Consider the following 25,628-nt stretch of genomic DNA (forward strand, 5'->3'; position numbering starts at 1 on the left):
GTGCGGGCTTCACACTCGACTAAAGACGGCGACACAGGACGGGCAATGACCTCCACAGGCACCTCCTCCGGGACGGGGATCGTCCATCTGGTCGATCGGACGCCGGAGGTGACCGGTTCGGAGATGGTCGCCGCGCTCGTGCCGCCACCGCAGTTCGACGAAGCCACCTTCGATTCGTATCGCGCGGATGCGACCTATCCGTCCCAGCAGGACGCCAAAGAGCGTCTGCTTGCCTTCTCCGGACACGGCCCGGCAGCGGCCCGCGGAGGACTGTTCCGCCGCGCAAAGAAGGCGCCGGAGACCAAGCCCGGCGTGTACCTCGACGGCGGGTTCGGCGTCGGCAAGACCCACCTCCTCGCGGCGATCTACCACGCCCTGCCGGCCCGCCGGAAGTACTTCGGCTCGTTCATCGAGTACACCGCCCTCGTCGGCGCCCTCGGCTACCAGAACACCGTGGAACTGTTCCGCGGCTCCGATCTGCTCTGCATCGACGAGTTCGAGCTCGACGACCCGGGCGACACGATGGTGATGACCCGGCTGCTGGGAGAGCTGGTGTCCTCCGGGACGCGACTGGCCGCCACATCCAACACGCCGCCGAACGCCCTCGGCGAGGGCCGGTTCGCGGCGCAGGACTTCCTCCGCGAGATCCACGCGATGGCCTCCAGCTTCGACACGATCCGCATCGACGGCACCGACTACCGCCAGCGCGCGATCGACGGGTCCGCGGTCGTGCGCACGCCCGAGGAGTACGCCGCCGATGTCGAGGCAGCCGGCACCAGCGGCGTCGCGTCGGACGATGACTTCGCCGCACTCATCGGCCATCTCGCGCGCGTGCATCCCTCGCGGTTCATCCGGCTCGTCGATCGCGTCGACCTCATCGGCCTGCGCGATGTCGCTCCGCTGGCAGACCAGTCCGCCGCCCTCCGCTTCGTCGCCTTCATCGACCGCGCCTACGACGCACAGATCCCTCTGCGTGCCACCGGCACCCCTCTGAACGAGGTCTTCGGCGCCGACATGCTCGCCGGCGGCTATCGCAAGAAGTACCTGCGCGCGATCTCGCGCCTGGTCGCCCTCACGCACGCCTGATCCCCGCGGCATCCGCCCCTCTCGGCGCGATCAAAAGCTCTCAGTGACGGCGACCCTGACTGCTGGGTCACCGTGGGCCTCTCCGTCTTCGGTGCGGGGCGAACTGAGCGGCTCGAGGACTACCTTCAGGAGTCGGAGGGCCCGATTGATGAGCACCGTTACCACCTGGGGACGACCACGTTCAATGAACCATCGTGGGATCGTCGTGCAGAGACCCTTGCGGCGACGATCAATCATTTACTTGACCGTCTCGCGTCGATTCCTCCCGATGTCCTCCACGCTCCGACCGCATTTGTTCGGCTCTTTCTGACCCTCCCGTCAGGTGCGGAGACCATCGACGCCAAGACGTTGAAGCACTTGGCAGAGGTGAACGCGACTGTCTGGATCGACGCGTAGGACGCCAGTCGTCTCGAAGGTGGTTCGGCTACTCGATCAGGGCACCGAGACGCAGCGCGAGGGCTTCGATTTCGCGGTGCACGAAGGCGATCGAGTCGGTGCCGTCGTCGCTCGGCGCGCTTCCTCTGCGCAACATGCGCGAGAGGACTCGCACCGAGTTCTCCTCGAGCGATCCCGCCAATGCGAGAGCGCTCACGCCCGCGAGAACACCGTGAATCGCTCTCAGATCCTCCGCGTCCAGTTCCGCCATGCCCATGAGGAGATGATCGGGCACGCGCTGCGCGTACGCCAGACGGCGCGGATTCGTGTGATCCTCCCTGGCCGTCGAAACACGATGTTTACCGGCGGGCCCACCGTGTAACCAACGCGAAACACGTTGCGCACGCCCCCGGAAACCGCTCGTCGCGAAACTGGGCTCGCCCGAACCGTCCGCTACCCGATGTTCTGCGGATGCCCGGGTCCTGAGTTACACGACACATGGATGAGGATTCTCATGGACAGCGGAAATCTTGCCTGGGCCGTCGCCGCAACGGCGCTCGTGCTCTTCATGACGCCCGGGGTGGCGTTCTTCTACGGCGGGCTGGTCAAGGCCAAGAGCGTCGTCAGCATGATGATGATGAGCTTCGGTGCGCTCGGACTCGTCAGCGTGCTGTGGATCCTCTACGGCTTCAACATGAGCGCGGTGGAGAGCACGTGGTCGTTCGCCGGCAACCCGTTCTCCGACTTCGGTCTCGCCTCCCTCGATGACAACGGGCTGGTCGGCGCCGCCTACGGCGCGACGTTCGCGATCATCACCGTCGCGCTGATCTCCGGCGCGATCGCCGACCGCGCGAAGTTCGGATCGTGGATGATCTTCGCAGGCATCTGGGCCACGGTCGTCTACTTCCCCGTCGCCGCGTGGGTGTGGGGCGGTGGCTGGATCTTCAACCTGGGCGAGGTCTTCGGCTTCGACGCCGCCGTCATCGACTACGCCGGTGGCACCGCGGTGCACATCAACGCCGGTGCTGCCGCGCTCGCGCTGGCACTCGTGCTCGGTAAGCGCGTGGGCTTCCAGAAGGGCGCACACAAGCCGCACAACGTTCCGCTGGTGATGCTGGGCGCGGCGATCCTGTGGTTCGGCTGGTTCGGGTTCAACGCCGGTGCCGAGGGCACGTTCGGCCTGCTCGGCACCGAGGACTCCTCGGTGGGCCTCATCATCATCAACACGATCGGTGCCACCGCCGCCGCCGTCATCGGCTGGATGATCATCGAGAAGGTCAAGGACGGCAAGGCCACCTCGGTCGGTGCAGCCTCCGGTGCCGTTGCGGGTCTGGTCGCCATCACGCCGGCCTGCGCCGCACTCGCCCCCGGCTGGGCACTGCTGCTGGGAATCGTCACCGGCGCCGTCTGCGCCCTCGCAGTGGAGCTGAAGTGGAAGTGGGGCTTGGACGACTCCCTCGACGTCGTGGGCATCCACCTCGTCGGCGGCCTCATCGGCACCATCTACCTCGGCTTCTTCGCCACCGGCACCGGACTGTTCCTCGGCGGCGGGTGGGAGCAGCTGGTGCTCCAGGTGATCGCTGCAGCCGGTGTGCTGGTGTACTCCTTCGTCGTCGCCTTCATCATCGGCTTCGCGATTGAGAAGACGATCGGCTTCCGTGTCAAGAACGAGGACGAGATCGCCGGCGTGGACACCTCGGTCCACGGCGAGGCGGGCTACGCCATCGTCAACGACTGACATCCCCCACAGGAGGGCCCCGCGGATCCGTCCGCGGGGCCCTCTCGTGCGCGTGGGCGGTCGCTAGGGTGGGGCGGTGCCATCCCGCCTCGTCTCCGCGCTCAGGCGTCTCCTGCGACCGTCCCCGGCCCGCGTGGCACCGCAGAGCGCCGAACCCGGCCGCTCAGGCGCGACCGCCACGGTGCAGGTGGCCCCGCCGGGCCGACGCGGCGTCGTGCTCAGCTACGCGCCGGATGCGGACGGTGCGCCGGACGCGGGGGAGATCGTGTGGACGTGGGTGCCGTACGAAGAGCGCGACGGCCGCGGGAAAGACCGCCCGGTGCTGGTCATCGCACGACAGAGCCGCGACCGCGTCTACGCCGTGCGCCTGACGAGCACGCCGCATCCGGGTTCCGTTGACCACGTGGCGCTCGGCCCGGGGGAGTGGGACAGCCGGCGCCGACCGTCGTGGGTCGACCTCGGCCAGCTCTACAGCGTGCACGAGCGCGGCATGCGCCGCGAGGCATCCGCTCTCGATGCCGTCCGCTTCGCTCAGGTCGCCGACGCGCTGCAGCGCCGGTATGGCTGGCGTTCCGGTCGCTGACATCCCGGCGCCGACTCGGGCCGGTTCAGAATTCAGGAAACACGCCGCACCAGCGCCTTCGCGGCGCTCCCGCCACGGCGTGTCTCCTGAGTTTTGCGCACCTTGAGGGGGCAGCAAGCTCGCGCCACCCGATGCGCCGGCGGCCCGACGAATCAGACGGGAGCAAAAAGCGACCCGGCAGGGGCCCCGAGAAGAAGGCCCGGAATCCGCTGCGATCGCGTGATTCCGGGCCTCTCTGATGTGGGCGATACCAGACTCGAACTGATGACCTCTTCCGTGTGAAGGAAGCGCGCTACCAACTGCGCCAATCGCCCGTGCGGCCCTGTGCAGGACCTCAACGATCCTAGCGGATGCAGCCAGGTTGATCGAACCGCGCGGGGGAGACACGCGCGGGGTGCGCCGGTTTGGCGCACGGGCTCAGGATCGGCTAAAGTCGATCAAGTGCCCGGGTGACCGGGACACGCGGATGTAGCGCAGTTGGTAGCGCACAACCTTGCCAAGGTTGGGGTCGCGAGTTCGAGTCTCGTCATCCGCTCGAGTGGATCGCCACCCGGGGAAACCCGAAAGCCGATCGCGACACGTGGGTCGAACCACACACGGTGGCGTGGCCGAGCGGCTAGGCACCGGCCTGCAAAGCCGTTTACACGGGTTCGAATCCCGTCGCCACCTCCACTCAACAAACGAATAGCCTTTCAGGCGCGATTGGCGCAGCGGTAGCGCGCTTCCCTGACACGGAAGAGGTCACTGGTTCGATCCCAGTATCGCGCACCACCTTGAAACCCCCGGGAGACCGGGGGTTTTCTCGTTCCTGGGGACGGGGGCGGGTGCTGCCTCCTTACGGGACGCTACGCTTGCGCGGATCACGTCGAGGTTGACCTTGGTCTGGGTGGCTACTCATGCGGAACAACTGGAGAGCACGCTGGCGACCCTTCCTGGCGGCGGTTGTGGGTGCGGCGACCTTGATCAGCCTCACCGGGTGCGCTTTGGTCTTTCCTTCGAGGCCCAATTCGGCGCCGGTCTTTCTCACGGAGCGGGACGGGGAGGTCGTGTTCCGCTGGTGCGGGGAGACGACCCCGGAGTTCGAATCGCTGAAGATCACTTATCGGGTCGTAATCAATGGTGAGAAGGAACATTTCACCGCGGCTCAGGGGGAGGGGCTGTTCCGATTCGGAACGGAGCAGGAGTTCACGACGCGCGAACCGCCGATCGGGCTCGAGTACCACACGTCAGGTTCCATCCCCCTCGACAGCTATCCGCTCGTCGTCTTCTTAGACGCGGACCAGGTGGCCCCCGGCACGGCCAATGACTTGGCCACCTTCAATCTCGACGCCCCAGATCAGCTCGCGAATGGTCAATGGGTCGCGCCAGGCGGGCCCGTTGCCGATGTTCCTTGCTGACTCATTGCGCTGCGGGCATCGCTGCAGCCGGCGATGACTAGTGCCCATGCGATGGACGTGTTCCCCAGAACAGGAAGATCGCCCAGGTCAGGCCCCGCGAGGCCGCAGCCGCCCTGTTTCGCGCGATCCTCCTGTTCTCGGGGCGGATCACCCCGCGTCGATCACCAATGGCTCGCGGGTCGGGGGCGGGTCAGCGGACGAGTTTCCCGTCGGCATCCCGGGGGCGGACCGGATGCTCGCTCAGGATGGAGATGCGGTTGAAGGCGTTGATGGCGATCGCCACCCATTCGGCGGCCACGAACGTCGGCTCGCCGAGAACGGCGAGGGCCCCCGACAGGTCGTCGGCCGACCCCGCGGATAACGGCAGCTGAGTGGTCGCCTCGGCTATGGCGAGCACAGCTCTCTCCCGCTCGCTGAAGATGCCGCTCTCGCGCCACGCCGGCAACACGTCCAGCTTCTGCTGCGGTATCCCGGCCTGGCGCGCCTCGCGCGAATGCAGGTCGAGGCAGAACGTACACGCGTTGAGCTGCGACGCCCGCACCTTGATCAGCTCCGACTCCTGCGCAGAGACCCCCTGCTGAGCCGCACCCTCGCGGATCACCGACGAGAACGCCACGACCGCCTTCCACGCCTCGGGCATGACCTTGTCCACCACTGGACGCATGTGACTCTCCTCCGTCTACTCATCAGCACTCCTGGGCGCTCTTCCAGAACGACACCCCATGTTCTCGGCACAGGGTCAAGTGCCGCACACCGACGGCGCTCGCGCAGCCCTCCACGTCGTCGCGCGCACCGAGTCGAAAGCGCTTGACCCGGTTCCGACAACACGGTGTGTGCTTGCGGCCGGCGCGGCACTCCGCCGCGCCGAATCGAAAGGACAGCACTCATGGCATACATCACCGTCGGAAACGAGAACAGCGCCCCGATCGAGTTGTACTACGAAGATCAGGGAGCCGGCCAGCCCGTCGTCCTGATCCATGGCTATCCGCTCGACGGGCATAGCTGGGAACGTCAGACCCGCGAACTGCTCGCCCAGGGCTACCGTGTCATCACGTACGACCGCCGTGGGTTCGGCCAGTCGTCGAAGGTCAGCACCGGCTATGACTACGACACGTTCGCTTCCGACCTTCACACGGTGCTCGAAAGCCTGGACCTGCGCGACGTCGTGCTGGTCGGATTCTCGATGGGCACCGGTGAACTCGCCCGCTACGTCGGCCGCTACGGACACGAGCGCGTCGCCAAGCTCGCCTTCCTCGCCTCGCTCCAGCCCTTCCTCGTGCAGCGAGATGACAACCCCGAGGGCGTGCCTCAGGCCGTCTTCGACGGCATCGAGGCCGCGGCTCAGGCCGACCGCTTCGCCTGGTTCACCGACTTCTTCGACGACTTCTACAACCTCGACGAGAACCTCGGGTCCCTCATCAGCGCGCAGGCCGTGACCGCGAGCGCGAACGTCGCGGCGGGGAGCGCACCCGTTGCCGCGTACGCGGTCGTGTCGTCGTGGATCGAGGACTTCCGCGGTGACCTCGAGGTCGTGCGGGCGGCGGGCAAGCCCACGCTCATCCTGCATGGAACGAAGGACAACATCCTCCCGATCGAAGCGACCGCTCGCCGCTTCCGCCAGGCCGTGCCGGCTGCCGACTATGTGGAGATCGAAGCGGCTCCCCATGGGCTGCTCTGGACGCATGCCGACGAAGTGAACCGCGCGCTGACCGATTTCCTTGCGAAGTAACCGCCGCAACGTCCGAAGGAGAACCATGGTGAATGCATCGCGCAACGTCACCGCGCCCAAACGCGCCACGCCGACCGCGCCAGGGTGGCCGGAGATGCTGGCAGGCGGCGCCGCGTACGGCCTGATGATCCTTCTGGTCGTGTGGTTGCTCCCCGGGGTGACGGACCCCGCCGTCGCCGGAGTCGTGGGCCTGCTCGCATCGGGGGTGATGGGTCTGGTGGCACTCGTGGTCGCGGTGCTGATCCGCATCCGCGGTCTGGCGGCGTTCGGCTTCCGCCGCGCCGAGCCACGTCATCTGGTGATCGGCGCGGTGCTGGGTGTGGCTGCGTACGTGCTCGGGGTGCTCGTCGCCGTCATCTACACGGCCGTCACCGCCGACGCGGAGAACGTGCAGGCCAGCTATCAGGCCGCCGCATCGGGAGGCTGGTTGTCACTGGTCCTGGGCCTGGTCGCCGGGGCGATCCTGACCCCTGTCGGGGAAGAGAGCTTCTTCCGTGGTGTGGTGGCCAACGCTCTCCTCGCACGATACGGAGCGTGGGTGGGGATCATCGGGAGCGCTGCCGTGTTCGCGATCGCCCACGGCATCAACCCCGTCCTGCCGGTCGCCTTCGTCGTCGGGGTCCTCACGGCTCTGCTGTACCGCGCGTCGGGCTCGATCTGGCCGGGCGTCATCCTTCACGGCACGAACAACGCGATCGCTTTCGTGCTCCCGGTGATCGTGGGACTCGTCACCTCGTGACGTCGTCCGGCGCGGCGCCGACCACCCGCTTGCCTCTCGAAATCTCAAGGAGGAACTCGTGAACGAATTCAAAGTCGGTGACACCGTACAGGCCACCGGATCCAGGATGACCGGCAACGTCGGAACCGTCATCTGGATCGACCGCAAGCGCGAGCGCTACCTCGTGCTGATCACGCCGCAGACACAGAACTACTTCACTGCGGATGAACTGAAGCTGTACACGTAGCGCAGCAGCCGAAGCTGACCCCAGAACAGGAAGATCGCCCAGATCAGGCCCCGCGGGGCGGCAGGGGTCCTGATTGGGCGATTCTCCTGTCTCGGGTACTCACCGCAGGTACGCGTCGACCACCAACGCCCCGCGGATGTCGCGGAACGTGTCGATCAAACGCGCCACTGCGGTTCGACCGAGCGACGCGAGCTGCAGATCGTGCGGACCGAGCTTCTCCAACCGGCCGGTGCGGATGCGGACGACCTCCCAGCCCGTGGCGCGCAGCAGCCGGTCCTTCCTGAGATCGGCCTGCTCGCGCTTGCCGACGTGTTCGAGGCCATGCCGGCCCGTGCTGTCGTACTCGACGGCGATCCGCAGTTCGGGAAGCAGGATGTCGGGCCACACCTCGACGTGATCGAAGAACGGGCGGCTCGTCCGCACGGCGTTGCGCCCAGCGGTGACGGAGAGCCGTTCGAACAGGTCGCTGCGCAGACGCGCTTCGACGGCGGAGGCGGGCTTCGGTGCGCACGCGCTCACGAACGCCTCACCGGGCGCGACGGACGGCGTCTTCGGGCACAGCTCGCGCGTGGGCCGGGGCTGGCGCGCGGGGGAGTCGGGGGTACGCACCCGTGGCGGCCGGGCCAGAGCAGCGCACGCGGGGCACCACGCCGAACGGCGGCGCTCGCGCCCCGGACGGTTTCGCTGTTCGGCGGGGGTGGCGGCGAAGCGGTGACCCCCGTCGCACTCCCAGCACAGGAGCACGTCGGCAGCCGGTGGGATCTGCGTGAGGGTGATCCCCGCGTTCAGCTCCGGATGGTACTGCCGGATCAGCATCGGGAACGGAGCCCACGCCTCCCGGTACGCGCCCACGGGATACGGCACGTCGGCGCCCTTGGAGAACTGCCGGCGCGCCCACCACAGCTCCACGCGCTCCGCCATGCGCCGACCGTACCCGCGACCACCCCCACGGGCCGGGCCGTGTCGGCGCCTCTGGCTAAGGTCAAAGGCGGCCGGAAGGAGGCACCGGCCGTGGGCACGAATCGCAGGTACGCACATCGCGGCGACGCGCGGATGGACGACCGCATCCTGGAGCGCGTGTCGCGCGACGGTCCGCTGCAGACGCTCACCCCTGACGAACTCGAGCTCGAGGAGCATCCGCTCACGATCACGCCCCGCCCGGAACCCGTGCGCGCGTGGGTGCGTTTCGGCGATACTCCGGTGCGGGTGGATGCGGAGGCGCTGCGCTGGACACCGCGCGCCATCGGCATCCCATTCCGCGTGGGGGAGCGAGAACTGCGCACCTGGGTCTGGGCGTCGGCGGTGGACCGGCACACGGCCCGCTGAGCGTGTGGTGGGCCGCGGCAGGAGTCGCACTTTCCTATGACGCGGCTATGCACCGCTATCGAATCCGGGAGCGCGGCGCAAGTGGGAACGTCCCTCGCCGCAAGGTCTGGCAGAGTCAGAGCGACGCACGCCCGTGCGCCACCCGAACCACGAACGGAAGACCACCGATGCGAAAGCCCATGATTCCTACCCTCGCCGTCCTCGCTGCTGCGGGGATGTTCGCCCTGACCGGATGCGCCGGACCGGCCGACACGGCCAGCGAGAAGGAATCCACCGGATCGGGCTCCACCAGCCAGGAGAAGCCGACGAAGGAGGCCGCGCCCGCCGAGGAGGAGGACCAGTCCGTCGAGGAGGCGTGCGGCATCGCCAACGAGGCCGTCTCCTCCGTGCAGGGCGACCTGAACGACGCGATGTCGAACCCCACGGATGTCGCGGTCGTGACCGCCGCGATGGAGAAGGTGAACGTTCAGCTGGCCGGGGCTGTGGAGGAGATCACGAACCCCGAGGTCGAGACGGCGATCACCACGTTCCAGACCCAGTTCGCATCGCTGAGCGATCAGCTCGTGGCCATCCAGTCGGGCACCCCGACGCAGGAGCAGGTGACGGCGCTGCAGACCAGCGCCACCGAGCTCCAGGCGTCGGCCACGGAGATGGCTGAGATCTGCTCCTGACCTGCGCATGAGGGGGCGTCGCCGGAAACGGGGGCGCCCCCTCGTCGTCCCGGCGTGGAACGGCCCCCGCGAACGGACGCGTCAGAGCGCCAGCGGCAGCACCGCCGCTGCGACGGTGAGCGGGGCCACGATCAGCCCGAGGGCCACGAATCGCGACCACCGGACCTCCACGCCCATGGCCGTGAGTCGTCCGAACCACAGGAGCGTGGCCAGCGACGCCCACGGCGTCAGCAGCGGCCCCGCATTGACGCCGACCAGCAGGGCCGCGAGGCGCTCTCCGCCTCCGGCCGCGGACTCCAGCGCGAGGAAGGCCGGCAGGTTGTTCACCGCGTTGGCGGCGAGGACGCCCGCCCCCGCCACCTGCCACACGCTGTCCTCGCCCACCAGCGTCGACGTGATGGCGCCGAGTCCCCCCTGCTCCGCCGCACCCACCACGACGAACAGCCCGCCCGCGAACAGCAGGAGCGACCAGGGGATGAGTGCCGGGCGGATCACGCGGGGCGCCCGCCACACGTAGGCCGCGCCCAGGACGACCGCCGCGGCGGATGCCGGGATCCACGGCGCGATGCCGACCACGAGCAGCGGCAGCAGAACGGCGACCACGACGCCGGCCACCCGCAGCAGCACCGGGTCGGAGATCTCCGGCGGCGCCGCGGCTTCGTGGCGGCGAGGGAGGCGCGGGAGGAAGACGACCGTCAGCAGCAGCGCCGACACCACGATCGCGATGGCGGCGGACGGGCCCAGGAGCGCGAGGAACCGCCACGGATCCATCGAGTCCGCCCGCTCGGCGGCGAGCAGGTTCGTGAGGTTCGAGACCGGCAGCACGAGCGATGCGGTGTTGGCCAGCACGACGGTCACGAACGCGAACGGCAGCGGGTCGAGCCGGTGCTGCCGGGCCATCGTCACCACCACCGGGGTCAGCAGCACCGCGGTGGTGTCCAGCGAGAGGAAGGCCGTCGTCACGATGGCCAGGACGAGCACGAGCAGCCACAGCATCCCGGTCCGCCCTCGCGCCGCGCGTGCCAGCTTCTCCGCGACGAGGTCGAACAGGCCCGCGACCGCGGCCAGCTCCGCCACGATCGTGACGGCCACCACGAACAGCAGCACCGGCCACACGCGCTCCGCGATGGTCGCGAGCTCGGAGGGCGGCAGCACCCCGGCGAGCACGGCGATGCCCCCGATGACGCACAGTGCACCGCCTGCCAGCCCCAGCTTCACCGCTCCATCATTCCGTGCCGCGGCGGTAGACTCGCGCCATGGAACTCCGGATGCTGCGCAGCCCTCATGCCGCGGCATCCGTGCGCCGTCCGGCGCGAACGCTCGGCGCCTGAGCGGGCGGGGCGCAGCGGCGCCCGAAGCTGAGACACCCTTGCGCCGGGCTCCTCGAGGGCGGCCCGGTAGCCTAGATCCCGAGCCACCCCAGGAGAGTTCCCGTGACTGATGTCGCCTCGCCGTCGGACGTGTCGTACCCCGCCGACGGCTTCGCCCTGTTCCCCGACCGTTCGGTCGTCGCCCTCCGTGTCAACGGCGAGCTGAAAGACCTCGCCACCACGGTGCAGGAGACCGATGAGGTCGAGCCCGTGCGCATCGACAGCCCCGAGGGCCTGTCGATCCTGCGGCACTCGACCGCGCACGTGCTCGCGCAGGCCGTGCAGCGCATCAACCCGCAGGCCAACCTCGGCATCGGTCCGCCGATCACCGACGGGTTCTACTACGACTTCGGTGTCGCCGAGCCCTTCACGCCGGAGGATGTCAAGGCGATCAAGAAGGAGATGGAGCGTATCGTCCGCGAGGGCCAGCGTTTCGTCCGACGCGTCGTCACCGACGAGGAGGCCCGCGCCGAACTCGCCGACGAGCCGTTCAAGCTCGAGCTCATCGAGCTCAAGGGCGGCACCGCGGCCGAGGGCGCCGACGTGGAGGTGGGCGCGGGCGAGCTCACCATCTACGACAACGTCAACCGCGACGGCGAGACGGTGTGGAAGGACCTGTGCCGCGGCCCGCACGTGCCCGGCACCCGCATGATCGGCAACGGGTGGGACCTCACGCGCATCGCGGGCGCGTACTGGCGCGGCAGCGAGAAGAACCCGCAGCTGCAGCGCATCTACGGCACCGCGTGGCCGACGAAGGACGAGCTGCGCGCCTACCAGCACCGCCTGGAGGAGGCCGGCAAGCGCGACCACCGCAAGCTCGGCAAGGAGCTCGACCTCTTCTCGTTCCCGGACGAGATCGGCTCCGGCCTGTCGGTGTGGCACCCCAAGGGCGGCGTCGTCCGCGGCGAGATGGAGCAGCACGCGCGTCGCCGGCACATCGAGGGCGGCTACACGTACGTCTACACCCCGCACATCTCCAAGCAGGACCTGTTCCTGCAGTCCAACCACCTCGTGACCTACAAGGAGGGCATGTTCCCGCCCATCCGGCTGGACGAGGAGCGCGACGCCGCGGGGGAGATCACCAAGCAGGGCGTGGACTACTACCTCAAGCCCATGAACTGCCCGATGCACATCCTCATCTACAAGGAGCGGGCGCGCAGTTATCGCGACCTGCCCATGCGCCTGGCCGAGAACGGCACGGTGTACCGCAACGAGCTCTCCGGCGCGCTGCACGGGCTCACCCGCGTGCGTGGATTCACGCAGGACGACTCGCACCTGTTCGTCACCCCGGATCAGCTCGAGGCCGAGACCACGCGCGTGCTCGAGTTCGTTCTCTCGATGCTGCGCGACTTCGGCCTGGACGACTTCGAGCTGGAACTGTCCATGCGCGACGACGAGAAGTCGAAGTGGATCGGCTCGGATGAGTTCTGGGACTACTCGACCAACGCTCTGCGCCATGTCGCGCACGCCAGTGGCTTGAAGGTCACCGAGGTTCCCGGCGAGGCGGCCTTCTACGGGCCCAAGATCGACCTCAAGACCCGCGACGCGCTGGGCCGGGTGTGGCAGCTGTCCACCGTGCAGGTCGACGTCAACCTCCCCGAACGCTTCGACCTGGAGTACACCGGGCCCGACGGCGAGAAGCACCGGCCGATCATGATCCACCGGGCTCTGTTCGGCTCGATCGAGCGGTTCTTCGCGATCCTCCTCGAGCACTACGCCGGCGCGTTCCCGGTATGGCTCGCGCCGGTTCAGGCCGTCGGCATCCCCGTGGCCGACGAGTTCGCCGACTACCTCGGCGACATCGTGGAGCGCCTGCGGACCGAGGGTGTGCGGGCCGAGCTCGACCACAGCGACGACCGCATGCAGAAGAAGATCCGCACGCACACCACCCAGAAGGTGCCGCTGCTGCTGATCGCGGGGGAGCAGGACCGTGCCGCGGGCACGGTGTCGTTCCGTTTCCGCGACGGCAGCCAGGAGAACGGCGTTCCGGTGGATGACGCGGTGCGCCGCATCCGCGACGCCATCGCCACGCACGCCCTCGTGAACACGGCGGAGGACCTCGCGTGACCGAGGCGCCGGAGGAGGACGCGCGGCTCATCGCCGCCGCCGAATTGCCCGGCGTGCCCGACGAGTTCCAGCGCCTGTGGACGCCGCACCGCATGGCCTACATCCAGGCCGGGCCCGAGCCGCTGCGCGAGGCGTGCCCATTCGATGAGGCGCCTCTGAAGAGCGACGAAGACGGCCTCATCGTCGCGCGCGGGAAGACGGCCTATGCGCTGCTGAACCTGTTCCCCTACAACTCCGGTCACCTCTTGATCTGCCCGTACCGCCACATCGGGACCTACGACGAGGCGACGGCGGAGGAAGTCGCCGAGATCGGCGCGATGACGCAGACCGCGATGCGGGTGCTGCGCACGGTGTCGCGGTGCGACGGCTTCAACATCGGCATGAACCAGGGTGCCGTGGCCGGCGCGGGCGTCGCCGCGCACCTGCACCAGCACGTCGTGCCGCGGTGGGCGACGGATGCGAACTTCTTCCCGATCATCGCCAAGACCAAGGCGCTGCCGCAGCTGCTCGGCGAAGTCCGTCAGGCCGTCGCCGACGCCTGGCCCGCGCCCGCTCGCTGAGCCGGGCCTGAGCTCCCCGGGCGGGCCGAGGCTGTGGACAGCCGGGCGCGGGGATGCCGCGCGGGTACCGTGAGGGGATGACCTCCGCCCCACCGCGCCCCGCACGTGCCGCCGGCCTTCTCGTCCTGGTCGCCGCCGCGACGTTCTCGATCGCAGGCTGCACGCCGGCCCAACCCACCCCGGAACCCTCGAGCACGGGGGAGTCGGCGCCGGAGGAGACGACCCCCGCCCCGCAGGAGACGGCGACCGGGCCGGCAGGGGATGCTCTCGCCGAACGCGATGCGTTCTTCGCCGCGCAGGGGCAGCCCAGCGACGGCTCGCTGCCGACACCGCAGACGCCCGAGCAGCAGGAGTTCCTCGACCAGCAGCGGGCGTACGTCGAGACCCAGGGCGGCACGTGGGACGAGTTCTACGACGGCGTCGCCCTCGCCGTCACACTCGACGCGTGCGAGACGTCGATCCTCAACGGCCACGAGATCGACGTCGACACCGCGCGTCTGCACATCGACAGCTCGCCGTTGATCGCCGAGATCGCCGGTGGCGATGCCGACGCGACTCAGGGGCTCGCGAGCATCATGGTGTTCGGCACCGCCTTCGTCTGCCCCGCAGACGCACCCCAGTGGGAAGCGGCCTACACCGCCCTGTACGGCTGAGTCTCAGCGGACCTGGCGCACCGCGAACTGTAGGCGCGGGTGCGCGTATGCCTCCTGCGACTCGACGAGCTGGAGCTCCCGCTCACCTGAATCGAACGTGCGCTGCAGCAGGTCGAAGACGCTGGATGCGGTGCGCGCGAGCGCGTCCGCAGCATCCCGCGTGCGCACGTAGTGTGCGGTGAACAGAGCTGCCGTGACGTCGCCGGACCCATTGGCCTTCATCGGCAGCAACGGCGTCTGGACGATCCACGCACCCGAGTCGTCCGCCACGAGCATCTCGATCGTTTCGGGCTCGCGGTCGGGGCGCTCCACGCTCGTGACGAGGATGGTGCGCGGACCCATGGCACGCGCGGCGTCGACGGAATCCAGCGTGGACTCCAGGGTGTCCGGCTCCGTGCCGGTGAGGAAGCCGAGCTCGAACTGGTTCGGCGTGATGATGTCGGCGACCGGCACCACCCGTTCGCGCAGCAGCTCGGGGATCGCCGGTGCCACGAAGCACCCGGACTTGGCGTTGCCCATCACCGGATCGCACGCGTACAGGGCGTCCGGGTTGGCGGCCTTGACCCGCCCGACCGCATCGACGATGACATCGCCGATGCCCACGCCGCCCTGGTACCCCGACAGCACGGCGTCGATCTGCGGGAACACGCCTCGCTCCTCGATGCCGGTGATCACCGCGGCGACATCCACCGGATCGATCAGCGGTCCCCGCCATGCCCCGTATCCGGTGTGGTTGGAGAAGTTCACCGTGTAGACGGGAAGCACCTCCACGCCGATGCGCTGCAGCGGGAACACCGCTGCAGAGTTGCCGACGTGACCGTACGCGACGGCGGACTGGATCGACAGGATCTTCACCGCTCGATCATCCCACTTCCGCGCAGGCCTTCACGCCTCCCGCGTCGGCGGATACGCTTCTGCGACATGAACGAGGCGACCGTCCCGCCCGCTCCGAGGTCCTCCCGGCCGCGCATCGATTCGCTGGACGTGGTGCGCGGTGTGGCGATCATCGGGACGCTCGGCACGAACATCTGGGTGTTCTCCCATCCCTGGGGTCTGGTCGGCCTGCTGGCCTCCCCGGTCCCACCCGGCACGAGCGCGGCCGAGGGCGTGGCGCAGCTCACGCTCATGGCGCTGTCGCAGGGGAAGTTCCTCGCGCTGCTGTCCCTCGCCTTCGGCATGGGCGTGCTCATCCAGCACGACGCCGCACAGCGTGCCGGTCGCCGGTGGCCGGGGCGTTACCTGTGGCGGGCCGCCCTGCTGTTCCTCGACGGCGTGGTCAACTACATCCTCATCGCGGAGTTCGACGTGCTGATGGGCTACGCCGTCACCGGCGCCATCGTCGCGTGGCTGCTGATGACCCGGCCGCGGACGCAGCGGATCATGATCGCCGCCTTCGGCGCCCTGCACCTCGTCCTCATCACCGGGATAGTCGTGCTCGTCGCGCTGAACCCGTCCACCGGCAGTCTGCCGCCCGGACCCAGCCCGTACGCGACCGACTCGTTCCTGGGCCTCGCCGGATTCCGCCTCGACAACATCGTGCTGTTCCGCGCCGAGCCGGTGCTCATCGGTTTCCTGACACTCGCCATGTTCCTCATCGGCGCCGCCCTGCTGCGCGCGGGGATCTTCGCGGCGGAGGGCGCGGGTCTCCGGCGCAGGCTCATGATCGCCGGAGCGGTCGCCTTCCCCGTCGACGTCGCCCTCGGCGTGGCCGGGGGACAGCCCGGCCTGCTGGCGGAGCGATACGTCGTCGCGCCGCTGGTCGCCCTGGGCGTCCTCGCGCTCATCGCCGAGGTGTGCCTGCGGCGCGGCACACAAGGGTGGGCGGCGCGGCGTGCGCGTGAGGTGGGCCGGGTGGCGCTGAGCGCGTACATGCTGCAGAACCTGCTCGGCGGAGCCCTGTTCTACGGGTGGGGGCTGGGACTCGCCGAGGCCGCCGCGGAGTGGCGCATCCCGGTCACGGTGGCCGGTTTCCTCGCCATCACGGCCGTCGTCGTCCTCTTGGCACACCTCTGGCTGCGCCGTTTCCCCCTCGGCCCCGTCGAATGGCTGTGGAAGCGCGCGGCGAACATCGGCTCCCGCCCCGCGCGCGACACCGTCACGCCCGCGCGAGGGCGCTGAATCCGCGCGCCGTCAGCGCCCGGCGGGGGTCGTGGCCTCGGCGATATCCGCCGCGAGGCGGTCGGCATCCGCATCCGCCAGATCGTGGACGGTCACCCGCAGATGCGGGCTCTGCGCCGCGCCGTCCAGCGCGAACTCGTCGCCGGTGCGCGCGAGCCACCCCCGGCGCATGAGCTGCTCGGAGACGACGCGGGCGGGCGCGGCCAGCGGAACCCACAGGTTGAGTCCGTCGCCGGGATCGCAGGCCACCCCGTGGGCGCGGAGACGCTCGGCGAAGGCGGCGTTGCGGTCGGCGTAGTGCGCCGAGGCGCGGACCAGCAGCTCGCCGACGTCGGGATCGGTGACGAGCGCGTGAGTCAGGCGCTGGAGCAGGTGGCTCACCCACGTCGTGCCGGGACTGAGGCGCATGGCCAGCCGCTCGGCCGTACGGGGGTCGGTACCGGCCACCGCGAGGCACATGTCCGGCCCCAAGAACTTCGAGACCGACCGAACCAAGGCGAAACGGCGGTGCGCCGGGCCGATGATCGAGTGGTAGGGCCGGCGGGAGAGCATCGAGAAATGGTCGTCTTCGATGACGAGGACGTACGGATGCTGCGCGAGCACCGCGCGCAGGTCGGCGGCGCGCTGGGCGCTGAGGCTCACGCCGGTGGGATTCTGAGCGCGCGGGGTGCAGACCACGGCGCGCACACCGGCATCCAGCGCGGCCTGCAGCCCGGCGACCGTCATGCCCTCGTCGTCGACGGGCACCGGCACCGCCCGGTAGCCGCCGAGGCGGACGGTGTGGATGGCGGAGAGGAAGCAGGGCGTTTCCAGCGCGACGGCATCATCCCGGGTGAGGGCCTGGGCCAACAGTCGTTCCACGGCGTCGACGGCGCCGTTGGTGACGGTGACCGCGAGCTCGGCCGGCGCGAGGTCGGCACCGAGCCACTGGCGGGCCCACGCCTCGAGGTCGCGGTCGATCACCGGCTCCCCGTACAGCACGGGGCGTCCGGTCACCCGCGCGAGGGCGGTGGAGAGATCGGGGATGAGAGCGGGGTCGGGGTTTCCGGTCCCGACGTCCCGCAGCACGCTGTCCGGGGCGAACCCCTCCTGGGGAACGGCGGATCGGTGAGCGATCCGCGTGCCGGCGCGGCCGCCGGCCACGACGAGGCCGGCGTGGGAGAGCTGCCGGTATGCCGCCACGGCCGTGTTGCGGTTCACGCCCCGCTGCTCGGCCAGCGCGCGCACCGGGGGGAGGGTGTCGCCGGGGCGCAGGTCACCGCGCTCCACGAGGGCGCGGATGCTGTCGGCGATCTCGCTCGCCGAGCGCCCGAGGATCTCGGCGTGGACTTCTTCCTTCATCACGCGGAAGTCTACGGAACATGCCGTGCTATGTTCTGGCCTAGGTCAAAGCTCGTCATGGCATCAGACCCTCTTCGAAAGGACGTCGACATGGTCACCACCGGCACGGATCGAGTCAAGCGCGGACTCGCTGACATGCTGAAGGGCGGGGTCATCATGGACGTCGTCACCGCGGATCAGGCCCGCATCGCCGAGGACGCCGGCGCCGTGGCGGTCATGGCGCTCGAACGGGTGCCCGCCGACATCCGCTCGCAGGGCGGCGTCGCGCGGATGAGCGATCCCGACCTCATCGACCAGATCATCGCGGCCGTGTCGATCCCGGTCATGGCCAAGGCCCGGATCGGGCACTTCGTCGAGGCGCAGGTGCTCCAGGAGCTGGGCGTCGATTACATCGACGAGTCCGAAGTGCTCTCGCCGGCGGACTACGTCAATCACATCGACAAGTGGCCGTTCGCCGTGCCCTTCGTGTGCGGTGCGACCAATCTCGGTGAAGCCCTCCGGCGGATCACCGAGGGTGCCGCCATGATCCGATCGAAGGGTGAGGCCGGCACGGGCGACGTGTCGGAGGCGACCAAGCACATCCGCACCATCACCGGTGAGATCAACCGGCTCCGGTCGCTGACGAAGGATGAGCTGTACGTCGCGGCGAAGGAGCTGCAAGCGCCGTACGAGCTGGTCGCGGAGGTCGCGGAGACCGGCACGCTTCCGGTCGTGCTGTTCACCGCCGGCGGCGTGGCCACGCCCGCCGACGCCGCGCTGATGATGCAGCTGGGAGCGGACGGGGTGTTCGTGGGCTCGGGCATCTTCAAATCCGGCGATCCCGCCCGGCGTGCGGCGGCGATCGTGAAGGCGACGACGTTCTTCAACGAGCCGGCCGTGCTGGCGGAGGTCTCGCGTGGCCTGGGCGAGGCGATGGTCGGGATCAACGTCAGCGACCTGGCCGCGCCGCACCGGCTGGCCCAGCGCGGCTGGTAGCGATGACCGCTCGGCTCCGCGTCGGCGTGCTCGCGCTGCAGGGCGATGTGCGCGAGCACGTGCGGGTGCTCACGGCGCTGGGCGCCGACGTCGTACCGGTGCGCCGCCCCGACGAACTCGCCGCCGTCGAGGGCATCGTCCTTCCCGGCGGGGAGTCCAGCGTCATCGACAAGCTCGCGCGCGCGTTCGGGATGCAGCAGCCGCTGCGGGACGCGATCGCCGCGGGGCTGCCGGTCTACGGCACGTGCGCGGGGATGATCCTCCTCGCCGATGAGATCACCGGCGGCATCGCGGGGCAGGAGACCTTCGGGGGACTGGATGTGCGCGTGGCCCGCAACGCCTTCGGCAGTCAGGGCGACTCCTTCGAGACGGAGCTGGCGGTGATGGGGTTCGACGGCCCCGTGCATGCCGCCTTCATCCGTGCGCCCCTCGTCGAGCGCGTGGGGGAGCGCGCGCGGGGCATCGCCTCGCTCGCCGACGGGCGTGTCGTCGCGGTCGAGCAGGGACCGCTGCTGGCCACGGCGTTCCACCCCGAGGTCACGGGGGAGACGCGGTTCCACGAGCGGTTCCTCGCGCACGTGCGCAACCGCTGATCCCGTCGCGGGGCACCCGCGGAGCGGCCTACGCTGAGCGCGTGACCGAGTGGGTGGCGCTGCTGCGCGGGGTGAACGTCGGCGGGATCACCGTGCGCAGCGCGGATCTGCGCGACGAGCTCGCGGGCCTCGGCCTGACCGACGTGCGCACGGTCCTCGCCAGCGGCAACGCGACCTTCACCGCCGATGAGTCGCGAGCGCACCTGAAGACGCGGATCGAGCAGGCGCTGCGCGATCGATTCGCCTATGACGCGTGGGTGCTGGTGTTCCGCCGTGACGAGCTGGCGGCGGCCGCGGCCGCCTTCCCCTTCGACGCCGGCGACGACTCGCGCCAGCCGTGGGTGCTCTTCTGCGCGGATGCGGCGACCCGCGACGAGCTCGTCGCCGCATCCGCATCCCTCGATGCCGACCTCGATCCGGTGGCCGGCGGCCCCGGCGTCGTCTACTGGAACCCGGCCAAGGGATCCAGCACCGACACCCCGTTCGCCAAGCTGATCGCCAAGCGCGCCTACAAGGAGCGCACGACCAACCGGAACCTGCGCACGGTGCTCAAGATCCTCGCGTGAGGGGCACCAGCCGGGCGAACGCCTCGAGGGTGCGCCGGATGTCGGATTCCTGCGTCGACCACGACGACATCGCGCAGCGCAGCACGGCGCGACCGGCCCACTCCGCGCCCGTGACGGCAGCGGTCCCCTCCTCGAGGATCGCCGCCCCCAGTGCGCGGGTGTCGGCGTCGTCCTCCAGGCGGAACATCACCTGCGTGTAGTCGACCTGGTTCATGATCGTCACGCCGGGGATGTCGCGCAGCCCGCGCTCCAGGGCGAGGGCGTTGCGATGCATCCGCTCGACGAGATCCGCGACCCCCGCACGGCCGAGGCTGCGCAGTGCCGCCCACACCGGCACGCCGCGGGCCCGGCGTGACAGCTCGGGCGTGAGGTCCCATGGATCCAGGCCGGAGTACATGAGGTAGTCGCCGCCGGTGCGGAACACCGCGATGGAATCGGCCGGATCGCGCACGATCGCCATGCCGCAGTCGTAGGGGACGTTGAGGGTCTTGTGCGCGTCGGTCGTCCACGAATCCGCACCGTCCATTCCGGCGGTCAGGTGCGCGAGGGCGGGGGATGTCGCCGCCCACGCACCGAAGGCGCCGTCGATGTGCACCCAGGCGCCGGCCGCGCGGGCGAGCGGCACCAACTCGGTGAAGGGGTCGAACGCCCCCGTGTGCACCTCGCCGGCCTGCAGGCACACCACGAGGGGGTCGTCGCCGCAGTCCTCCAGGGCACGGCCGAGGGCGGCCGGCAGCATCCGGCCCTCCTCATCGGCGGCCGCGACGACGAGGTCGTCCTGCCCGATGCCGAGGAACCGCGCGGCGCGATCGACGGAGCCGTGGCGGTGCGCGCCCACGACGAGCCGCACGCGCGGCGCGCCGTGCAGTCCCTGCCGGCCGAGGTCCCACCCGCGCCGGCGGAGGACGGCGGCCCGGGCGGCGGCCAGGCACACGAAGTTCGACACCTGCGCGCCGGTGACGAAACCGACCGAGGCGGTGGCGGGGAGCCCGAGCAGGTCGAGGATCCACTCGCCGGCGACCTGCTCCAGCGCCACGGTCGCGGGGGTCAGCGTGCTCGACCCGGAGTTCTGGTCCCACGTGGACACCAGCCAGTCGGCGGCGAGCGGCGCGGGGAGGGTCGCGCCGATCACGAACCCGAAGAAGCGCGCTCCGGGGATCGCGACCAGTCCGGGGTCGGCGCGTTCGGCGAGTTCTCGCACCACCTCGTCCGCGGGCCGTCCCTGCTCCGGAAGAGGTCCGCCGACGCGCTGGAGCATCCCCTCGAGCCCCGCCCGCGGCCACACCGGCCGCTCGGGCAGAGTGGCCAGGAACTCCGAGGCGGCGGCGTGCGCGGCCTGCAGCGCACGTTCGCGTTCGTCCACGACGTCAGTGTGGACCCGGGTGAGACGGGGGACAAGAGAGCCGGCGGCGACGCGCGTCAGAGCAGTTGCCGCAGCCACTCCAGCGTCACCGCCGCCTGCGCACGCTGGAACGCACGCAGATGCGGGATGCCGGGAGGATCGGGCCGGCCGGAGGACCACAGCAACCAGCCCGCCCAGGCGGCGACCATCCGCCGCACCGCACCCGGATCCGCGCCGGCGCCGAGAGGAGAGCGTGCGAACACCTCCGCGGCCGCGGGGCCGCCCTCGAGCGACACGGTCGGTGCCAACAACACGGCATCCACCCACGGTGCGCCGCGCCCGGCGTGGGGCCAGTCGAGCACGTGCACGGTGTCACCGTCGATGAGGACGTTGTCGCTGCGCAGGTCCATGTGCACGATCGCATCGCCGGCGGTGTCGGCGGCCACGCTCTCCCGCTCCCACCGGGCGAACTCTTCGACATGCGCGGCTGCCCAGGCGGGCACGCCGGCCCCTCTGGCGGCGCCGAGGCGGGTCCACCCGACGAGGGATTCCTTCAGGCGCGGTCCGATGGGAGCCAGCACCGGGGGAGCGGGATGCGCCGCCAGCGCGGCGTGGGCAGCAAGGACGAGGCCGAGGTCGGCAGCGGTCCAGGGCCCGCCGGGGTGACGACCCTCCACCGCATCGAAGGCCAGGACGACCCAGCCGTCCCGCACGAGACTCCAGCGCAGGGCGGGCGCGACGCCGGCGGGGAGTGCCCGCGCGATCTCCGCCTCCCGCGTGTGCAGGCGGAAGGTCTCCGCGTTCGTCGCGCCGTCACCGGCCTTCAGGAACAGCCGCCCGCCGCCGGCCAGGTGCAGGACGCCCGCGAAACCCGGACTGAACCCGGTCGCCGCCAGGTCGGTGGCGACGACGTCGCCGCCCGCGCGAGCGGTGATCGCGTGTCGCACGGCGGCGGGAAGATCAGCCCAGGCGACCCGCCCCGTCGGGGGCGGATTTCCCGGTGCGCTCATCGGCCCATTGTGCCCCGCATAGAATTGCCTGCATGTCCGGCCACTCCAAGTGGGCGACGACCAAGCACAAGAAGGCGATCATCGATTCGCGCCGTGCCAAGTCCTTCGCCAAGCTCATCAAGAACATCGAGGTCGCCGCCAAGATGGGCGGCGCCGACCTCGCAGGCAACCCGACGCTGTACGACGCGGTGCAGAAGGCCAAGAAGACCTCGGTGCCCAACGACAACATCGACCGCGCCATCAAGCGTGGGGCGGGCATCGGCGGGGAGGCCGTCGAGTACACCTCGATCATGTACGAGGGGTACGGGCCCAACGGCGTGGCGCTCATGATCGAGTGTCTGACCGACAACAAGAACCGCGCCGCCGCCGAGGTGCGCACGGCCCTCAGCCGCAACGGCGGCAACCTCGCCGACCCCGGCAGCGTCGCGTACAACTTCACGCGCAAGGGCGTCATCGTCGTGTCCTCGGAGAACACCACCGAGGACGACGTGATGCTCGCGGTTCTCGATGCCGGCGCCGAGGAGATCCAGCCCCACGGGCAGGGGTTCGAGGTCATCACCGAGGCCTCCGACCTCGTGACCGTCCGCAGCGCCCTGCAGGATGCGGGCATCGACTACGAGTCGGCGGATGTGGAGTTCGTGCCCAACCTGAAGGTCGAGATCGACGCCGACACGGCTCGCAAGGTGTTCCGCCTCATCGACGCGCTGGAGGACAGCGACGACGTGCAGAACGTCTTCAGTAACTTCGACCTCACGCCCGAGGTCCAGGCCGAGCTCGAGAACGACGAGGACTGAGCGGCCCGCACGCCGCCCTCCGGGCGCGCCTCGCGAGGTGCGCGCGTGACGCCGCCTAGCGTGGGGGAGTGACCTCCCGCCCGCCCCTGCGCGTCCTCGGCATCGACCCCGGGCTGACCCGATGCGGTGTGGGGATCGTGGACGTGGCCCCCGACCGCAGCGCGCGCCTCGTGCACGTGGGCGTCGTGCGCTCGGCAACCGACCTGCCGATCGAGCGGCGCCTCGCCGTGATCGCGGCGGGCCTGCGGCAGGTCATGGCCGCGCATTCCCCGCACGTGGTGGCGGTGGAGCGGGTGTTCGCGCAGGACAACCTGCACACCGTCATGGGCACAGCTCAGGCCAGCGGTATCGCGCTGCTCCTGGCCGCCGAGCACGGCCTGCCCGCCGCCACGCACACCCCCAGCGAGGTCAAGGCGGCCGTGACCGGTTACGGCTCGGCCGACAAGCGGCAGGTGCAGGCGATGGTGGCCCGCGTCCTGCGCCTGGACGAACTCCCGCAGCCGGCGGATGCCGCCGACGCCCTCGCCCTCGCGCTGTGTCACGCGTGGCGGTCAGGGCCGGGCGCCGCCGCGGTGACGGGGGGAGCCCTCACCCCCGCACAGAAGGCCTGGCGCGACGCCGAGCAGCGGACCACGCGTGTCGCTCGAACAAAGATCCGAACCCGCACGTAGGCTCGGTCCATGATCTCCTCTCTCACGGGCGCCGTCGCGCACGTCGACGATGACGCGCTGGTCGTCGTCGTCGGTGGCGTCGGCTTCAGCGTCGCGGTGGTCCCGCAGCTCGCCCGGACGGTCGCGGTCGGCTCCGACATCCACCTGCACACGAACCTCATCGTCCGCGAAGACGCCCTTGCGCTGTTCGGCTTCGAAACCCGCGAAGAGCTCGTCGTGTTCGGCCAGCTGCTGAGTGTCACCGGCGTCGGCCCGAAGTCGGCGCTGGGCGTGCTGTCATCGCTCACCGTGCCGCAGATCGCCGAGGCCGTGGCCGCCGACGACGACGCGCCGTTCAAGCGGGTGTCCGGCATCGGCCCCAAGACCGCCAAGCTCATCGTCGTCCAGCTGGCCGGCAAGCTCGCGCCGCCCCGGTCTGCCGCGCCGGCGACGGCTCGAGCCGCGGGCGCCATCCCGGCGCAGGTCGCCCAGGCGCTCATCGGCCTGGGGTGGTCCGAACGCGTCGCCGCCGAGGCCGTCGCGAGCGTCGCCGACGGAGCATCCGAGACCGATCGCGCGTCGGTCCAGGCGCTCCTGCGGTTGACGCTGTCGGTGCTGGGACCGGCACGCCGGGAGCCCGCCGGTGGATGACGTGCGCGACGCCGGTGCGCCGGAGGACGAGGGCGAGCTCGCGATCGAGGGAGCTCTCCGCCCCACGTCGCTGGCCGACTTCGTCGGCCAGCACAAGGTGCGCGGGCAGCTCCAGCTTCTCCTGGACGCCGCGCGCATCCAGCAGCGATCGCCCGACCACATCCTCCTGTCCGGTCCGCCGGGCCTCGGCAAGACGACGCTCGCGATGATCGTCGCCCACGAGAGCGAGCGGCCGCTGCGGCTGTCCAGCGGCCCCGCCATCCAGCACGCGGGCGACCTGGCGGCACTGCTGTCGAGCCTCACGCCGGGTGAAGTGCTCTTCATCGACGAAGTGCACCGCATGGCGCGCTCGGCGGAGGAGATGCTCTATCTCGCGATGGAGGATTTCCGCATCGACATCATGGTCGGCAAGGGTGCCGGGGCCACGAGCATCCCGCTCGACCTCGCGCCGTTCACGCTCGTGGGCGCGACCACGCGCAGCGGACTGCTGCCCAACCCCCTGCGCGACCGGTTCGGGTTCACCGCCCACTTGGAGTACTACGAGCCCGAGGAGATCGAGCGGGTCGTGGAGCGTTCCTCCGCGATGCTGGGCGTCCCCCTTCCCCCGCGCGCCCGCGCCGAGATCGCGCGGCGATCGCGGGGCACCCCGCGTATCGCCAACCGTCTGCTGCGGCGCGTGCGCGACTACCTCGTGGTGCACGGCGAACTGGATGCCGACCTCGATGCCGTCGGCGCCGCCCTCACCCTGTACGACGTCGACGCCATCGGGCTCGACCGCCTCGACCGCGCCGTGCTGGACGCCCTCGTGCGACGGTTCCGCGGGGGACCGGTGGGCCTGTCGACCCTCGCGGTGGCCGTGGGTGAGGAAGCGGAGACCATCGAGTCGGTCGTCGAGCCGTACCTGGTGCGCATCGGCTTCATGGGGCGGACGCCGCGCGGGCGCATCGCCACGCCGGCAGCCGCCGCGCACCTGGGCGTGCACGCGGACGACGGTGCGCTGCGACTGCATGACCTATAATCGCTGAAGGCTATCGCCGCCAACTTCCCTTATGGCAGTGCCGCAGCGGC

The 25,628-nt window shown here is 70.1% G+C and carries 28 protein-coding genes and 4 tRNA genes; 23 read left to right on the forward strand and 9 right to left on the reverse strand.

Annotation, left to right across the window (positions count from 1 at the left end):
• Positions 1–45: 45 nt before the first annotated feature.
• Positions 46–1,086, forward strand: a complete 1,041-nt coding sequence (gene zapE / locus E4V99_RS14590; RefSeq protein ID WP_135117690.1) for a cell division protein ZapE — start codon at positions 46–48, stop codon at positions 1,084–1,086.
• 424 nt (positions 1,087–1,510) lie between these two features.
• Here the strand turns inward: zapE and E4V99_RS14595 are convergent, their stop codons facing one another.
• Entirely contained in the window at positions 1,511–1,738 is a 228-nt protein-coding gene (locus E4V99_RS14595) for a hypothetical protein (protein ID WP_135117691.1), read from the reverse strand.
• Positions 1,739–1,975: 237 nt separating this feature from the next.
• On the opposite strand from E4V99_RS14595, the gene E4V99_RS14600 reads away from it, so the two are divergent.
• Together E4V99_RS14600 and E4V99_RS14605 are read left to right on the forward strand one after the other, a co-directional pair.
• On the forward strand, positions 1,976–3,199 hold the full coding sequence (locus tag E4V99_RS14600; protein WP_135117692.1) for an ammonium transporter: 1,224 nt from the start codon (positions 1,976–1,978) through the stop codon (positions 3,197–3,199).
• 76 nt (positions 3,200–3,275) lie between these two features.
• Positions 3,276–3,782 carry a type II toxin-antitoxin system PemK/MazF family toxin gene (locus E4V99_RS14605; RefSeq protein ID WP_135117693.1) on the forward strand — a complete coding sequence of 169 codons (507 nt, stop codon included), beginning with the start codon at positions 3,276–3,278 and terminating at the stop codon, positions 3,780–3,782.
• Between the two features lie 241 nt (positions 3,783–4,023).
• Here the strand turns inward: E4V99_RS14605 and E4V99_RS14610 are convergent.
• Positions 4,024–4,096: transfer RNA gene (locus E4V99_RS14610), tRNA-Val, on the reverse strand.
• 148 nt (positions 4,097–4,244) lie between these two features.
• Here E4V99_RS14610 and E4V99_RS14615 point away from each other — a divergent pair.
• From E4V99_RS14615 to E4V99_RS14630, 4 genes are all read left to right on the forward strand, one after another.
• Positions 4,245–4,317, forward strand: a tRNA-Gly gene (locus tag E4V99_RS14615).
• 63 nt (positions 4,318–4,380) lie between these two features.
• A tRNA-Cys gene (locus E4V99_RS14620) sits at positions 4,381–4,454 on the forward strand.
• A 24-nt stretch (positions 4,455–4,478) separates the two neighbouring features.
• Positions 4,479–4,553, forward strand: a tRNA-Val gene (locus tag E4V99_RS14625).
• 125 nt (positions 4,554–4,678) lie between these two features.
• Positions 4,679–5,179 (forward strand): hypothetical protein, encoded by a 501-nt coding sequence (locus E4V99_RS14630; RefSeq protein ID WP_135066405.1) that lies wholly within the window; start codon positions 4,679–4,681, stop codon positions 5,177–5,179.
• 190 nt (positions 5,180–5,369) lie between these two features.
• Here E4V99_RS14630 and E4V99_RS14635 read toward each other — a convergent pair whose 3' ends face one another.
• Positions 5,370–5,843, reverse strand: a complete 474-nt coding sequence (locus E4V99_RS14635) for a carboxymuconolactone decarboxylase family protein (protein ID WP_135066402.1) — start codon at positions 5,841–5,843, stop codon at positions 5,370–5,372.
• A 222-nt stretch (positions 5,844–6,065) separates the two neighbouring features.
• Here E4V99_RS14635 and E4V99_RS14640 point away from each other — a divergent pair, with 222 nt between their 5' ends.
• Genes E4V99_RS14640 through E4V99_RS18515 form a run of 3 tightly spaced genes read left to right on the forward strand, consistent with a single transcriptional unit; the run spans position 6,066 to position 7,873 of the window.
• Positions 6,066–6,908, forward strand: a complete 843-nt coding sequence (locus tag E4V99_RS14640) for an alpha/beta hydrolase (protein ID WP_135066399.1) — start codon at positions 6,066–6,068, stop codon at positions 6,906–6,908.
• Positions 6,909–6,933: 25 nt separating this feature from the next.
• The gene (locus tag E4V99_RS14645; RefSeq protein WP_135066396.1) at positions 6,934–7,647 is read left to right on the forward strand and encodes a type II CAAX endopeptidase family protein; all 714 of its coding nucleotides are present in this window, start codon (positions 6,934–6,936) and stop codon (positions 7,645–7,647) included.
• A 58-nt stretch (positions 7,648–7,705) separates the two neighbouring features.
• Positions 7,706–7,873: a hypothetical protein gene (locus tag E4V99_RS18515; RefSeq protein ID WP_167747762.1), complete on the forward strand. Its 168-nt coding sequence runs from the start codon at positions 7,706–7,708 to the stop codon at positions 7,871–7,873.
• Between the two features lie 99 nt (positions 7,874–7,972).
• On the opposite strand, the gene E4V99_RS14650 is transcribed toward E4V99_RS18515, so the two are convergent.
• On the reverse strand, positions 7,973–8,794 hold the full coding sequence (locus E4V99_RS14650) for a zinc-ribbon domain-containing protein (RefSeq protein ID WP_135066393.1): 822 nt from the start codon (positions 8,792–8,794) through the stop codon (positions 7,973–7,975).
• Between the two features lie 90 nt (positions 8,795–8,884).
• Here E4V99_RS14650 and E4V99_RS14655 point away from each other — a divergent pair, with 90 nt between their 5' ends.
• Both E4V99_RS14655 and E4V99_RS14660 read left to right on the forward strand, forming a co-directional pair.
• Complete coding sequence (locus E4V99_RS14655; RefSeq protein ID WP_135117694.1) at positions 8,885–9,199, forward strand: hypothetical protein; 315 nt, start codon at positions 8,885–8,887, stop codon at positions 9,197–9,199.
• Between the two features lie 179 nt (positions 9,200–9,378).
• Positions 9,379–9,870, forward strand: a complete 492-nt coding sequence (locus E4V99_RS14660; protein WP_135117695.1) for a hypothetical protein — start codon at positions 9,379–9,381, stop codon at positions 9,868–9,870.
• 81 nt (positions 9,871–9,951) lie between these two features.
• Here the strand turns inward: E4V99_RS14660 and E4V99_RS14665 are convergent, their stop codons facing one another.
• Complete coding sequence (locus E4V99_RS14665) at positions 9,952–11,088, reverse strand: SLC13 family permease (protein ID WP_240742873.1); 1,137 nt, start codon at positions 11,086–11,088, stop codon at positions 9,952–9,954.
• A 215-nt stretch (positions 11,089–11,303) separates the two neighbouring features.
• Here E4V99_RS14665 and thrS point away from each other — a divergent pair, with 215 nt between their 5' ends.
• The 3 genes from thrS to E4V99_RS14680 all read left to right on the forward strand — a co-directional run bounded on the left by thrS (position 11,304) and on the right by E4V99_RS14680 (position 14,520).
• A complete protein-coding gene (thrS, locus tag E4V99_RS14670; RefSeq protein WP_135066381.1) occupies positions 11,304–13,307 on the forward strand; it encodes a threonine--tRNA ligase in 2,004 nt (667 codons plus the stop codon).
• A complete protein-coding gene (locus E4V99_RS14675; protein ID WP_240742872.1) occupies positions 13,304–13,867 on the forward strand; it encodes an HIT domain-containing protein in 564 nt (187 codons plus the stop codon). The genes thrS and E4V99_RS14675 overlap by 4 nt, the downstream gene beginning before the upstream one ends.
• A gap of 77 nt (positions 13,868–13,944) precedes the next feature.
• Positions 13,945–14,520 (forward strand): hypothetical protein, encoded by a 576-nt coding sequence (locus tag E4V99_RS14680; protein WP_135117696.1) that lies wholly within the window; start codon positions 13,945–13,947, stop codon positions 14,518–14,520.
• A 3-nt stretch (positions 14,521–14,523) separates the two neighbouring features.
• Here the strand turns inward: E4V99_RS14680 and pdxY are convergent, their stop codons facing one another.
• Entirely contained in the window at positions 14,524–15,375 is an 852-nt protein-coding gene (gene pdxY / locus E4V99_RS14685; protein WP_135117697.1) for a pyridoxal kinase PdxY, read from the reverse strand.
• A gap of 66 nt (positions 15,376–15,441) precedes the next feature.
• On the opposite strand from pdxY, the gene E4V99_RS14690 reads away from it, so the two are divergent.
• Positions 15,442–16,638, forward strand: coding sequence for a DUF418 domain-containing protein (locus tag E4V99_RS14690; RefSeq protein ID WP_135117698.1), 1,197 nt, complete (start codon positions 15,442–15,444; stop codon positions 16,636–16,638).
• A gap of 12 nt (positions 16,639–16,650) precedes the next feature.
• On the opposite strand, the gene E4V99_RS14695 is transcribed toward E4V99_RS14690, so the two are convergent.
• Positions 16,651–17,979, reverse strand: a complete 1,329-nt coding sequence (locus E4V99_RS14695) for an aminotransferase class I/II-fold pyridoxal phosphate-dependent enzyme (RefSeq protein ID WP_135117699.1) — start codon at positions 17,977–17,979, stop codon at positions 16,651–16,653.
• A gap of 90 nt (positions 17,980–18,069) precedes the next feature.
• On the opposite strand from E4V99_RS14695, the gene pdxS reads away from it, so the two are divergent.
• Genes pdxS through E4V99_RS14710 form a run of 3 tightly spaced genes read left to right on the forward strand, consistent with a single transcriptional unit; the run spans position 18,070 to position 20,113 of the window.
• Positions 18,070–18,954 carry a pyridoxal 5'-phosphate synthase lyase subunit PdxS gene (gene pdxS / locus E4V99_RS14700; protein WP_135066366.1) on the forward strand — a complete coding sequence of 295 codons (885 nt, stop codon included), beginning with the start codon at positions 18,070–18,072 and terminating at the stop codon, positions 18,952–18,954.
• 2 nt (positions 18,955–18,956) lie between these two features.
• The gene (pdxT, locus tag E4V99_RS14705; protein ID WP_135066363.1) at positions 18,957–19,547 is read left to right on the forward strand and encodes a pyridoxal 5'-phosphate synthase glutaminase subunit PdxT; all 591 of its coding nucleotides are present in this window, start codon (positions 18,957–18,959) and stop codon (positions 19,545–19,547) included.
• Between the two features lie 41 nt (positions 19,548–19,588).
• The gene (locus E4V99_RS14710) at positions 19,589–20,113 is read left to right on the forward strand and encodes a DUF1697 domain-containing protein (RefSeq protein WP_135066360.1); all 525 of its coding nucleotides are present in this window, start codon (positions 19,589–19,591) and stop codon (positions 20,111–20,113) included.
• On the opposite strand, the gene E4V99_RS14715 is transcribed toward E4V99_RS14710, so the two are convergent.
• Both E4V99_RS14715 and E4V99_RS14720 read right to left on the reverse strand, forming a co-directional pair.
• Positions 20,097–21,476 carry an aminotransferase class V-fold PLP-dependent enzyme gene (locus E4V99_RS14715; protein ID WP_135066357.1) on the reverse strand — a complete coding sequence of 460 codons (1,380 nt, stop codon included), beginning with the start codon at positions 21,474–21,476 and terminating at the stop codon, positions 20,097–20,099. The two genes, E4V99_RS14710 and E4V99_RS14715, sit on opposite strands and share 17 nt — an antisense overlap.
• A 56-nt stretch (positions 21,477–21,532) precedes the next feature.
• On the reverse strand, positions 21,533–22,465 hold the full coding sequence (locus E4V99_RS14720; protein WP_135066354.1) for a phosphotransferase: 933 nt from the start codon (positions 22,463–22,465) through the stop codon (positions 21,533–21,535).
• A gap of 32 nt (positions 22,466–22,497) precedes the next feature.
• Between E4V99_RS14720 and E4V99_RS14725 the strand changes: the two genes are divergently transcribed.
• The 4 genes from E4V99_RS14725 (at position 22,498) to ruvB (ending at position 25,578) form a co-directional block, all read left to right on the forward strand.
• Positions 22,498–23,259 (forward strand): YebC/PmpR family DNA-binding transcriptional regulator, encoded by a 762-nt coding sequence (locus tag E4V99_RS14725; protein ID WP_135066351.1) that lies wholly within the window; start codon positions 22,498–22,500, stop codon positions 23,257–23,259.
• A gap of 68 nt (positions 23,260–23,327) precedes the next feature.
• Positions 23,328–23,930, forward strand: a complete 603-nt coding sequence (gene ruvC / locus E4V99_RS14730) for a crossover junction endodeoxyribonuclease RuvC (RefSeq protein ID WP_187270370.1) — start codon at positions 23,328–23,330, stop codon at positions 23,928–23,930.
• Positions 23,931–23,939: 9 nt separating this feature from the next.
• Positions 23,940–24,560 (forward strand): Holliday junction branch migration protein RuvA, encoded by a 621-nt coding sequence (gene ruvA / locus E4V99_RS14735; protein WP_135066349.1) that lies wholly within the window; start codon positions 23,940–23,942, stop codon positions 24,558–24,560.
• Entirely contained in the window at positions 24,553–25,578 is a 1,026-nt protein-coding gene (gene ruvB, locus E4V99_RS14740) for a Holliday junction branch migration DNA helicase RuvB (RefSeq protein WP_135066346.1), read from the forward strand. Before ruvA ends, ruvB begins: the two co-directional genes overlap by 8 nt.
• The last annotated feature ends 50 nt before the right edge of the window (positions 25,579–25,628 follow it).

The organism is Microbacterium sp. dk485 (genome assembly GCF_004570445.1).
GTDB lineage: Bacteria > Actinomycetota > Actinomycetes > Actinomycetales > Microbacteriaceae > Microbacterium > Microbacterium wangchenii.